Source organism: Paraburkholderia diazotrophica, assembly GCF_900108945.1.
GTDB classification, from domain to species: Bacteria; Pseudomonadota; Gammaproteobacteria; order Burkholderiales; family Burkholderiaceae; genus Paraburkholderia; species Paraburkholderia diazotrophica.
Map to the genome: position 1 here is coordinate 61,073 of NZ_FNYE01000041.1, position 11,549 is coordinate 72,621.

General features: G+C 64.0%; 9 protein-coding genes. 5 read left to right on the forward strand and 4 right to left on the reverse strand.

All coding sequences use genetic code 11. The features are described from left to right. The first annotated feature begins 61 nt into the window (after positions 1-61). Both BMW76_RS33295 and BMW76_RS33300 read left to right on the forward strand, forming a co-directional pair. Positions 62-1,717: a GMC family oxidoreductase gene (locus BMW76_RS33295; RefSeq protein ID WP_090873000.1), complete on the forward strand. Its 1,656-nt coding sequence runs from the start codon at positions 62-64 to the stop codon at positions 1,715-1,717. A 98-nt stretch (positions 1,718-1,815) separates the two neighbouring features. Continuing rightward, the gene (locus BMW76_RS33300) at positions 1,816-3,120 is read left to right on the forward strand and encodes an MFS transporter (protein ID WP_090873002.1); all 1,305 of its coding nucleotides are present in this window, start codon (positions 1,816-1,818) and stop codon (positions 3,118-3,120) included. Positions 3,121-3,173: 53 nt separating this feature from the next. Here the strand turns inward: BMW76_RS33300 and BMW76_RS33305 are convergent, their stop codons facing one another. Further along, positions 3,174-3,938, reverse strand: coding sequence for an IclR family transcriptional regulator (locus BMW76_RS33305; protein ID WP_090873004.1), 765 nt, complete (start codon positions 3,936-3,938; stop codon positions 3,174-3,176). A 233-nt stretch (positions 3,939-4,171) separates the two neighbouring features. Here BMW76_RS33305 and sauS point away from each other — a divergent pair, with 233 nt between their 5' ends. The 3 genes from sauS (at position 4,172) to BMW76_RS33320 (ending at position 8,764) form a co-directional block, all read left to right on the forward strand. Further along, positions 4,172-5,587: an acylating sulfoacetaldehyde dehydrogenase gene (sauS, locus tag BMW76_RS33310; RefSeq protein WP_245763482.1), complete on the forward strand. Its 1,416-nt coding sequence runs from the start codon at positions 4,172-4,174 to the stop codon at positions 5,585-5,587. Further along, on the forward strand, positions 5,584-7,254 hold the full coding sequence (locus BMW76_RS33315; protein ID WP_090873008.1) for an AMP-binding protein: 1,671 nt from the start codon (positions 5,584-5,586) through the stop codon (positions 7,252-7,254). Before sauS ends, BMW76_RS33315 begins: the two co-directional genes overlap by 4 nt. Positions 7,255-7,381: 127 nt before the next feature. Then, positions 7,382-8,764: an MFS transporter gene (locus BMW76_RS33320; protein ID WP_090873010.1), complete on the forward strand. Its 1,383-nt coding sequence runs from the start codon at positions 7,382-7,384 to the stop codon at positions 8,762-8,764. A gap of 39 nt (positions 8,765-8,803) precedes the next feature. Here the strand turns inward: BMW76_RS33320 and BMW76_RS33325 are convergent, their stop codons facing one another. The 3 genes from BMW76_RS33325 to BMW76_RS33335 all read right to left on the reverse strand — a co-directional run. Beyond that, positions 8,804-9,715, reverse strand: a complete 912-nt coding sequence (locus BMW76_RS33325) for an NAD(P)-dependent oxidoreductase (protein WP_245763479.1) — start codon at positions 9,713-9,715, stop codon at positions 8,804-8,806. A 454-nt stretch (positions 9,716-10,169) separates the two neighbouring features. Continuing rightward, positions 10,170-10,922, reverse strand: coding sequence for an IclR family transcriptional regulator (locus BMW76_RS33330; protein ID WP_090873024.1), 753 nt, complete (start codon positions 10,920-10,922; stop codon positions 10,170-10,172). Positions 10,923-11,244: 322 nt separating this feature from the next. Next, the coding region (locus tag BMW76_RS33335) for a thiamine pyrophosphate-dependent enzyme (RefSeq protein ID WP_245763480.1) at positions 11,245-11,549 on the reverse strand (305 nt) is incomplete at its 5' end.

Here is an 11,549-nt window from a genome sequence, read left to right on the forward strand (position 1 = left end):
CGGTTTTTGGTTTCAACAGAAGCGCGGAAATCGAGGCCGGAGACTGCAGGAGACATTCGCTATGCCACGTCGTTTCGACTTTGTCGTCGTCGGCGCCGGTTCGGCCGGCTGCGTGCTCGCCAACCGTCTGTCGGAAGACGGGCGCTATTCCGTCTGTCTGCTCGAGGCGGGTCCCGCCGATCGCTATGTGTGGATTCACATCCCGATCGGGTACGGCAAGACGATGTTTCATCCCGTCTATAACTGGGGCTTCCATACCGACCCCGATCCGAACATGAACAACCGCAAGCTGTATTGGCCGCGTGGCCGCACGCTTGGCGGCTGCAGTTCGATCAACGGTCTCATCTACGTGCGCGGACAGAAGGAGGACTATGACCATTGGTCCGCGCTCGGCAATCGCGGTTGGAGCTGGGACGAATGCCTGCCGTACTTCCGGCGGCTCGAGCACAACGAACTCGGTGAAGGCGCGACACGCGGTGTCGATGGGCCGCTATGGGCGTCGATGATCCGGCAGCGTCATGAACTCGTCGATGCGTTCATCGCCGCGTCGAACCGGCTCGGCGTGCGTACCGTCGACGACTTCAACACGGGCGATCAGGAAGGCGTCGGCTACTACCAGTTGACGACACGCCGCGGCTGGCGCTGCTCGACTGCCGTCGCATATCTGAAACCCGCGCGGCAGCGCGCGAATCTGCACGTTGAAACGGATGCGCAAGCGTCAAGGATTCTGTTCGACGGCACGCGCGCGATAGGCGTTCAATACGTGCAGCGCGGCGAGGTGCGTGAAGTGCATGCGGATCGCGAGGTGATACTGGCGGCGGGCGCATTGCAGTCGCCGCAGCTGCTGCAACTGTCGGGCGTCGGGCCGGCGGCGCTGTTGCAAGAGCACGGCATTCCCGTCGTGGCCGCTCGCGCGGGCGTCGGCGAAAACCTGCAGGACCATCTGCAGTTCCGGCTGATCTACGAGGTCGCCAGGCCGATCACCACCAACGACCAGCTTCGTTCGTGGACGGGCCGCGCGAAGATGGGCCTGCAATGGGCGTTGTTTCGCGGCGGACCGCTCGCCGTCGGCATCAACCAGGGCGGCATGTTCTGCCGCGCGCTTCCTGATGAAGCGAAGACACCCGACATCCAGTTCCACTTCTCGACGCTCTCCGCCGATTCCGCCGGCGGCGACGTGCATGCGTTTTCCGGCTGCACGTATTCGGTCTGCCAGTTGCGGCCCACATCGCGCGGCGTGGTGCGTATCCGCTCGACGAATCCACTCGACGCGCCGTCGATCCAGCCGAACTATCTCGCCACCGATCTGGACCGGCGCACGGCCGTCGCGGGCGTGCGCCTTGCACGGCGCGTCGCCGCCACGCAGCCGATGGCTTTGCTGATGAAGCGCGAAGTGCGCCCCGGCGCGGACGCGCAGACGGACGACGAGCTGCTGCAGTTCTGCCGCCAGTATGGGCAGACGATTTTTCATCCATCGGGCACCGCGAAGATGGGCACGACCGATGATCCGCTCGCCGTGGTCGACGAACGTCTGCGCGTCTATGGCACACGCGGGCTGCGTGTCGTCGATTGCTCGATCATGCCGACGCTCGTCTCCGGCAACACAAACGTTCCGATCGTGATGGTCGCGGAAAAAGCGTCCGACATGATTCTCGACGACGCACGCAGATCCAGTCTTCACGATCGCGCGAACGTGCCGGCGGAAGTCGCCGTCTGATTCACCGCATTGCAGCGTCGGGCCCAGCAGGAGACCACGAGGGCCTGTGCTAATGCCGCCGCGCAATGGCGGCCCGGCCGTCCTATGGAGGAGCAGCTATGGCAATCGATCAACGCGTCGTCCGTCGTGTCGCACTCGCCAGCGTGATAGGCGCGACCGTCGAATGGTATGACTTCTTTCTGTACGGCGTCGTCGCCGGCATCGTCTTCAACCGGCTCTATTTCCCCGCCGGCGATCCGCTCGTGTCGACGATGCTCGCCTATACGACCTTCGCGGTCGGCTTCGTTACGCGGCCGCTCGGCGGCGTGCTGTTCGGCCATTTCGGCGATCGCGTCGGGCGCAAGTCCGCGCTGATTCTCACGCTGGTGATCATGGGCGTATCGACGGCAGGCGTCGCGTTCGTACCGACCTACGCGCAGATCGGCATCTGGGCGCCGATCCTGCTGCTGACGCTGCGCGTGCTGCAAGGCATCGGCCTTGGCGGCGAGTGGGGCGGCGCGGTGCTGATGGCCTACGAATACGCGCCGCCGCGCAAGCGCGGGCTGTATGCGAGCTTGCCGCAGATCGGCCTGTCGATCGGGCTGTGTCTCGCGTCGGGCATGGTGGCGGGCGTCTCGCGGCTCTTGCCCGAAGCGTCGTTCTTTGCGTGGGGCTGGCGCATCGCTTTCGGCGCGTCGCTGCTGCTCGTGCTGATCGGCCTGTACATTCGTCTGAAGGTGATGGAAACGCCCGAGTTTCTCGCGCTCAAGCGTAGCCGCCGCGAAGCGAAGATTCCGTTTGTCGACATGATGAGCCGTTATCGCGGCGCGGTCCTGCTCGGCATGGGCGCGCGCTATATCGACGGCGTGTTCTTCAACATCTTCGCCGTCTTCTCGATCGGCTATCTGACGCAGCACGTGTCGATGAGCCGTACCGACGCGCTGCTCGGCGTGATGATCGCGGCCATCGTGATGTGCTTCTTCATACCGCTTTTCGGCGCGCTCTCCGACCGGCTCGGGCGAACCCGCGTGTATCGCTGGGGCTCGCTGATTTGCGGGCTTTCGGTGCTGCCTGCGTTCTGGCTGATCGAGACCCATCCGACGAGCACGCCGATGATCTGGCTCGCGATCGTGGTGCCGTTCGGCATCTTCTACGCGATGGTGTATGGCCCCGAAGCGGCCCTGTTTGCCGAGCTGTTCGATGCAAAGGTGCGCTATACGGGCATCTCGTTCGTCTATCAGTTCTCGGGCATCTTCGCGAGCGGGCTGACGCCGATTATCGCCACGGCACTGCTGCGTATCAACGAGGGCAAGCCGTGGATGGTCTGCTCGTATGTGATGCTGTCGGCACTGGTGTCGGCATGGTCCGCGCGCGCGATCGAGCGCCGCGCCGTCGCGTACGGCGCGCCGGCAAGCGCGCATTGAAGATCGGCTCAGGCGGAGCGGGCGGACGCCCCGCGGGCCCGGCGACACGCCGCTCACTCGCGAAACGTTTTCGCGGTTTCGTCGGCGGCATAGCGCAGGTCGGGCACGAAGGATAGCAGGTCGTCGAGCGTGATCCTGCCGACGGGCGCCTGCACCGCAATCGCCGCACACGCGCGATTGCGGTTGAGCATGACCGGCACGGCTATCGCGATCAGCCCTTGCAGATGCTCCTGGTTGTTGATCGCGAGCAGCCGCTTGCGCGTCGCCATCAACTCCTGCCGCAGCGCATCGCGATCGGTGATCGTGCGCTCGGAATATGCGCGCAGCGGCAGCGTATCGACCATCCGGTCGCGTCTTTCCTTCGGAAGAAAGCTCAGCAGCAGCTTGCCGCTTGCCGAGCAGTGCAGCGGCACGTGCGAGCCCGGCTGCAGATGCATGCGCAGCGGCCATTCCGTTTCGACGCGGTCCACATACACGACGTCGTTGCCCGCGAGCATCGTGAGGTTGCAGGTCTCGCCGATCTTTGCGACCAGTTGTTCGAGCAGCACATGGCGCGCGGCGGCCGGTCCGGCATGCATCAGCACGTTGACGGCGAGCGTGCGCACGCGCGGAGAGCATTCGTAAAGACGGCTTCCCGCGCTGCGCGTGACGAGCCACGCATCCATCAGTTGCACGAGGATTCGGTGCACGGTCTGCTTCGGCAGTCCGAGCGCATTGACGAGATCCATCATCGATAGCGGCTGGCCGGCTTCCGCGAGCGTCTCCAGTACGCGAAACGCGCGCACGGCCGCCGCATTCGACTGATTCGAAGTCGACATCCTGTCTCCCTGTGCTTCTTGTGGACAGGATCGATTTTGCATCGATTCATATGGTTTTCGGGACTACAGAAAGTCCCGAATTTCGCATTTTCGGATTCTCGGGAGCACGCAGCAAAGGATCGTTCGAAAAACGGGACTACGCGATGCGCAAGGCTGGTTAGATTCGCTTCACAGCACATCTTTTTTCAGTCGGAGCGAACCGTATGAATGTCAGAGCCACATCCGCCGAAGTGATGGGCGAACAACAGGACGCCGGTGTCCGGCACGCAGTCGCGACGCTAGTCGAACGGGCGCGCGCTGCACAGCGCGAGTTCGAAAACGCGGGGCAGGAAGCACTCGACATGGCTGCCGCCGCTGCTGCGTGGGCCATCATGCAGCCCGCGCGCAACCGGCAACTGGCCGAACTGTCGGTCGAGGACACGGGCCTTGGCAACGCGGACGACAAGTTTCGCAAGAACTTTCGCAAGACGCTCGGCCTGCTACGAGATTTGCATGACCAGAAGACGACGGGCGTGATCGCGCGCGATGCGTCGAAAGGCATCGTCGAAATCGCGCGCGCAGTGGGCGTGGTGGCAGCCGTCACACCGTCGACCAATCCCGCCGCGACGCCCGCAAACAAGATTATCAACGCGCTCAAATGCGGCAATGCAGTGATCGTCGCGCCGTCACCGAAAGGGTATTCGTCGTGCGCGCTGCTGATCGGCTTCATCCATACGCAGCTCGCAAAAGCGGGGCTTTCAGCCGATCTCGTTCAGATGCTGCCCGCCCCCATCAGCAAGGCGGCGACAGCGGAACTGATGCGGCAATGCGATCTCGTGGTCGCGACGGGCTCCCAGGCGAACGTGCGGATGGCGTACGCGAGCGGGACGCCCGCTTTCGGCGTCGGTGCCGGCAATGTCGCGTCGATCGTTACGGCGTCGGCTGATCTGCGCGATGCAGCGCACAAGATCGCGCGTTCGAAAACCTTCGATAACGCGACCAGTTGTTCGTCGGAAAACAGCGTCGTAATCGAAGAAGCCGTCTACCAGCCGATGCTCGACGAGCTGATCTCGTGCGGCGGCGTGCGGCTCGACGAAGCGCAAAAAGCGAAGCTGCAGGCCGCGATGTGGCACGACGGCAAGTTGTCCGCGCAATGCACCGCGCGCTCGGCGCAGACGATCGCGCGCGCGGCCGGTCTCGACGACATCGCGATGCGTGAGCCTGCCTTCCTGATGGTCGAAGAAACGGGCTTCGGCGCGCAGCATCCTTTTTCAGGCGAGAAACTGGCCCCAGTGCTGACGGTTTATCGCGCGCGCAACTTCGACGCCGCTGCCGAGGTCGTTCGCAACATCTATGCGTATATGGGCGCGGGTCATTCCGTCGGCCTGCATTCCGCGGATGCCCAGCAGGCCGTCTATCTCGGCACGACACTGCCCGTTTCTCGCGTGATCGTCAATCAGGCGCACTGCCTTGCGACGGGCGGCAACTTCGACAATGGCCTGCCGTTCTCGCTGTCGATGGGCTGCGGCACCTGGGGACGCAATAACTTTTCCAGCAATCTCGGCTTTCACCAGTACCTGAACATCACGCGCGTCGCGTATCCGATCGAGGAGCATGTGCCCGACGCAGACGAGTTGCTCGGTGACTTCTTCCGGAGATACGGCCGATGAATACGCCTTCGACGCTCCGTGCGCTGATCGACGAACGCGCCGCGCAGTATCCCGACAAGCCGTTCCTGCTCGCCTGCCCCGATAAGGACACGGCGGGGGGCACAACCACCCGTGGCCGCGCGCTGACTTTCGGCGAGCTGCGCGACGATTGCCGCGCGCTCGAAGCGCGTTTTCGCGACGCCGGCCTGCGTGCAGGCGACACCGTGTCGGTCTATATGAGCAACGGCATCCAGACCGCGCGGCTCTTGCTTGCCGCGATGTACAGCGGGCTCGTTGCGCATCCGCTCAATCTGCTGTGCCAGCCGTCGCAGTTGCGCTACATCGTCGAGCATTCGGACACGCGTGCCGTATTCGTCGAACGCGATACGCGCCAGGCGATCGAGTCGTCGATTGCAGAGTTGCGGGCGCAGGGTCTCGCGCGCGAAATTCATATCGTGCAGACCGCGCCGGACGCATCGGCCATCCCGACGCTGCCGCACGTGGAAACGGCACTCGCGGAAACGCTGGCCGATGGCGATGCGCGGCTCGCGACGGCAGCGCCCGGACGCGCCGCCGAATCCGGCGACGCGGGTATCGCATCGAACGAGATGCGCGCATCCGATGTCGCGCTGCTGATGTACACGTCCGGCACGACGGGCGCGCCCAAGGGCGTATTGCTCACGCATCGCAATCTGCTGGCCAACTCGGCGAATATCACGGCCGAGCATCGTCTCGGCGCCGACGATCGCGTGCTTGCATCGCTGCCTCTTTATCACATCAACGGTCTTGTCGTGACGTTGCTCGCGCCGCTCTTTCACGCGGGCTCCGTCGTGATGACGCCGCGCTTCTCCGCCCGCACGTTCTGGCGTGATGCGGCCCGTTACGGATGCACATGGATCAACGTTGTGCCGACCATCGTCGCGTATCTGCTGAACAGCGACGAACCGTGCGCATACGACCTGTCGGCGCTGAAGTTTTGCCGCAGCGCGTCGGCGGCATTGCCCGCCGATCATCACCGTGCGTTCGAGTCGCGCTTTCACATCGGCATCATTGAGACGATGGGCATGACCGAGACGGCCGCACCCGTTTTCAGCAATCCGTACGACGCGCAGGCGCGCAGGGTCGGCAGCATCGGCTTGCCTTCGGGCGGAGAAGCCAGGGTGATCGACCGGCAAGGCCGCGAGTGCGCGCCGAACGAATGCGGCGAACTCGTGCTGCGCGGCGAGCAGGTGATGAGCGGCTACTACAAGCGCCCGGAAGACACGCTCGCCGCGTTCACGGCCGACGGCTGGCTGCGCACAGGCGACCTCGGCTATCGCGACGATGAAGGCTACTTCTACATCAACGGCCGTGCGAAGGAACTGATCATCAAAGGCGGCGAAAACATCGCGCCGCGCGAAATCGACGAAGCGCTGCTCAGACATCCGGGCGTGCTCGACGCGGCCGCCGTCGGCGTGCCCGATAGCGCATATGGGCAGGACATCGTCGCGTTCATCGTCGCGCGCGCGCGTGAAGAAGAGGCGCTCGAAGCAGGGCAAGCATGCGTATCGCTCGATGTCGCCGACTTGCGTGCGCATTGTTTGCGCGAACTAGGCCGGTACAAGACGCCGAAGGAGTTCCGGTTCGTCACGGAACTGCCACGCGGGCCGTCGGGCAAGGTGCAGCGGCTCAAGCTGCTGAACACCTGAGCGCGGCGCGGGCACAGCGCAACGAGGAGACACATAGAAGCGGACCCGATCCGCCCTGGCTATCGACACACCATCGACGTCGTAGGCGTTCCATAACGGGCGACCAGCGAGAGACACAGGAGACAGCATGGAAAAGCATACGCGGCGCGTGAAGACGCGTCACATCATTCTGGCGGTCATGTGCGTGATGTACTTCATCTCATACATCGACCGTGTGAACATCGCGGTGGCGGGGCCGTTGATCCGTCACGAGATGGGGCTGACATCGGCGGAACTCGGTCTGGTGTTCTCTGCGTTCGCCTATCCGTACGCGATGATGCAGATCATCGGCGGATGGCTGTCGGACAAGTATGGTCCCAAAGCCGTGCTGACCGTGCTGTCGATCATATGGGGCGTGGCGACGCTCGCGACGGGCTTCGCCGGCAGTGTCGCGATGCTGGTCGCGCTGCGCTTCGCGCTCGGCATCGGTGAAGGCGGCGCGTTTCCGACGGCCACGCGCGCGTTCACATACTGGATGCCCGTGGCCGAGCGGGGCTTCGCGCAGGGCATTACGCACAGTTTCGCGCGCCTGGGCGGCGCCGTGACGCCTCCGCTCGTGCTCGCCGTGGTCGCGGCGGGCGGCTGGCGAGACGCGTTCATTCTGCTGGGCGTCGCGAGTCTTGCGTGGACCGTGCTCTATCTGTGCATCTTCACCAATTCGCCGGAGCAGAACAAGCACATCACGCCAGAAGAAACCGCGGAAATCGGCTATCGCGTCGGCGACTGCGATCGGGCAAAGCGCATGGCTACACCGTGGCGCAAGCTGATTCGCCGGATGTGGCTCGTCACGTTCGTCGACTTCTGCTATGGCTGGCTGCTATGGGTCTATCTGACCTGGCTGCCGTCGTATCTGAAGGAATCGCGAGGCTTCGATCTGAAGCATCTCGCTCTCTTCACGGCGCTGCCGCTGCTCGCGGGCGTGATCGGCGATACGCTCGGCGGCGTCGTATCGGACAAGCTCTACAAGGCGACGGGACGTCTGCGTCTCGCGCGCTGCGCGGTGCTGGTGGTCGGCATGGGCGGATCGCTCGCGTTTCTGCTGCCCATGGTCTCGGCCACCGATCCGTTGACGGCTGTGTGGTTCCTGTCGGCGTCGTTTTTCTTCCTGGAGATCACGAACCCTGTGCTGTGGACGCTGCCGCTCGATATCGCCGGCAAATACGCGGGCACGGCGGGCGGCATGATGAACACGGGCTTCGGCGTGGCGGGGATGGTGTCGCCCGTGGTGTTCGGCTATCTGATCCAGACGACGGGCAGCTACAACCTGCCGTTCACGATCTCGGCGGGACTGCTGGCCGTGGGCGTGGTGGCGGCGTGTTTCATCGATACGGGCAAGACGGTCGAGGCCGACGAGGAACGCGAGCGTCTGGAAGGCGTCGAGATTGGCGGAATGCCTGCTTTCGCGAATGCCGCGCCGGGGCTGCGGCTCGAACGGCATCACTTGCGTCGCCCGTTGCGCTGGCGCAAGTGATGCGTTGACGTGCGTGACGAATCCCGGCCGCGACGAGCTTCAGCCGGCGGGATTCACTTTGCGTAACCGCCAGATCAGGCTGGACGTATCGAGGCGGTTGCCACCGAGCGCCTGCACGTCGCCGTAGAACTGGTCGACGAGTGCCGTGACAGGCAGCGACGCGCCGTTGCGCTTCGCTTCGTCGAGGCAGATGCCGAGATCCTTGCGCATCCAGTCGACGGCAAAGCCGAAGTCGAACTTGCCTTCGAGCATGGTCGGGCCGCGGTTGGCCATCTGCCAGCTGGCCGCCGCGCCCTTGCCGATCACCTCAAGCACGCGCGCCATGTCGAGCCCGGCGCGCTGGCCGAAATGCAGTGCTTCCGACAGGCCCTGGACCAGACCCGCGATGCAGATCTGATTGACCATCTTCGCGAGCTGGCCGGCACCTGCGGGGCCAAGCAGCGTGACGGCCGCGGCGTAGTGCTCCAGCGTGCCGCGAACGCGTTCGAATGCGTCCGCGTCGCCGCCGCACATGATGGTCAGCGTGCCATTCTGCGCGCCCGCTTCGCCGCCCGATACGGGCGCATCGATGAAATGCACGCCGCGTTGCGTTGCAAGCGCGAAGAGCTCGCGCGCCACGTCGGCCGAGGCCGTCGTGTGATCGACGAGCACGGCGCCCGATGCCATCCCGGCGAAAGCACCGTCGTCACCGAGCACGATGCTGCGCAGATCGTCGTCGTTGCCGACGCACGCGAGCACGAGGTCGGCGCCGTTCGCTGCGTCGCGTGGCGTCGGGGCTGTACGTCCGCCACATTCCGACGCCCATTGCGCAGCCTTCGACGCAGTGCGGTTATAGACCGTCACGTCGAGGCCGGACTTCGACAGATGCCCTGCCATGGGATAACCCATGACACCGAGGCCGAGAAACGCAACGCGTGCGACACGCGGAATCTGGGCTGATGTATCGCTCACTGTGACTCCTTGGAAGAAGACGGGGAGGGGAACAACGATTATCGCAGGACAGCGCGTGGCTGAATTGACTGCTCAGATGCGGCTGACTTCCGGTCACTGGAACGACCGGCTGCGTTCTTCGTGCCGTTCTGCATGATCGTATCGGGCGCAAGCGTGCGCGCGATGGCGCTGTCGTGCGTGTTGTCGCTGACGTGCGTGTTGTTTTGCGCGGCGTCGATGATTCAGCAGGCGGGCTTGGCTAGCAGTGATTCTTCTTAGCCGGGGCGCGGCACGCAGAATTTATGTTGTCGGCAGCCGTGAGGCGAGTGCCGCAGAGGGCATCCGCGTGAGTAGTCTTCGTGGCGGCAAGCGTATCCGCGAATGCCGGTGGTAACGGGAGCCAGTCGAACAAGAAGCGTCGCAGACGCAAACACATTCCCGCAACCAGCGATCTCCAGCAGCCGGCTACAAGGAATCAAAACGTCTTGGCGAGTTCACTCGCCGCTTCCTGTAGCCGGGGAATGAATTCCAGAGCCCGTGAAAGCGGCGTCCGCGACACGGGAGCGTGTACCGCGATAGCGGCAATGCATTCGCCTTGCTCGTTTCTGACAGGAGCGGCCACGCAAGCAATTCCAACGACAAATTCTTCATTGTCCACAGCAATACCCTTATGCGCGATGCGGTCCAGCTCGCTTTCGAGCAACGCCGGGTCGGTGAGCGTATTAGGGGTAAAACGCTGCAATTGCAGCGCCCGCACGAGCGCCGCGCGCTCCTCGCGAGGTAGCATCGCAAGCAGCAACTTGCCGCTCGCGCTGCAATAGGCGGGCACATGCGAGCCTGGCTTCAGGTCGAGGCGTAACGGCCACGGCGCCTCCATGCGGTCGAGATAGAGTACTTCCGTTTCGTGAAGCATCGTCAGATTGCACGTCTCGCCGAGATCGGAGACGAGGCGTCCGAGAATCGCATGCCTCAGGCGCCGGGCGCTCGACTGCATCATCACGCCAAGCCCCAGTTGCGCGAGGCGCGGGCCGATCACATAGGCGTTTTTCTGCCCCGGTTCGCGGATCACTAGGCCGCCGGCTTCGAGCGAAGCCAGCATGCGATGCAACGACGCCTTCGGAAGATCGATGTCGTGTGTGATGTCGGCAAGCGACACGGGGCCGTCCGCGGCGACGAGATGTTCGAGCAGAGCGAACGCGCGCAGCGTCGGAGTGTCAGCCTTTTTCATGTCCGCCGTTCCGGAAAATGGATCGGCCGTATTGTACTGAATGCGCTTGCCGTGTGGGCCGGGCGGATGGTCCGGAGCATACGAAGTGGACGCGTCAGAGGCCATCCGATTTCGAATTTCGGAACGAACCGATGTAGTGCTTTCGCGCCTGCTTTCGGATGTGTGTGGCTCGACCGCTGCGGCGCCGGACGACCCTGTCGCGTCCATTATGCTTGCCTCCTGGCTCCCGGACGAAGATGTGATCGTTATTGCCGCGTGACAAGCGGCAATCCCCGGCAGGGTCAGAAGTTGCCGGGGAACGCCGCGCTGCGGGACGGCTGGATCAGACGTAGTCCTTGTACTTGTCGAGCAGGCGCACGGGCTTGGACAGCGCATCGCGGCGGAACGGATCGCCCAGTTCGCGCGTGCACATGATCTCGACGATCGTGGTCTTGCCGTGATTCATCTGCAGGTCGATCGCCTTCTTCAGTGCCGGGCCGACGTCCTCGAGCCGGTCGACGACGATGCCCTCGGCGCCCATCGCCTTCGCGATGCCCGCGAAGCTCGGATTGTCGAGCTCGCCGGCGACGAAGCGGCGGTTGTAGAAGTCCACCTGGTTCTTCTTTTCCGCGCCCCACTGGCGGTTGT

Excerpts from the sequence above, each read along its gene's own strand:
- BMW76_RS33295 (WP_090873000.1), top strand. The coding sequence starts at position 62 with ATGCCACGTCGTTTCGACTTTGTCGTCGTCGGCGCCGGTTCGGCCGGC.
- BMW76_RS33300 (WP_090873002.1), top strand. The coding sequence starts at position 1,816 with ATGGCAATCGATCAACGCGTCGTCCGTCGTGTCGCACTCGCCAGCGTG.
- BMW76_RS33305 (WP_090873004.1), bottom strand. The coding sequence starts at position 3,938 with ATGTCGACTTCGAATCAGTCGAATGCGGCGGCCGTGCGCGCGTTTCGC.
- sauS (WP_245763482.1), top strand. The coding sequence starts at position 4,172 with ATGGGCGAACAACAGGACGCCGGTGTCCGGCACGCAGTCGCGACGCTA.
- BMW76_RS33315 (WP_090873008.1), top strand. The coding sequence starts at position 5,584 with ATGAATACGCCTTCGACGCTCCGTGCGCTGATCGACGAACGCGCCGCG.
- BMW76_RS33320 (WP_090873010.1), top strand. The coding sequence starts at position 7,382 with ATGGAAAAGCATACGCGGCGCGTGAAGACGCGTCACATCATTCTGGCG.
- BMW76_RS33330 (WP_090873024.1), bottom strand. The coding sequence starts at position 10,922 with ATGAAAAAGGCTGACACTCCGACGCTGCGCGCGTTCGCTCTGCTCGAA.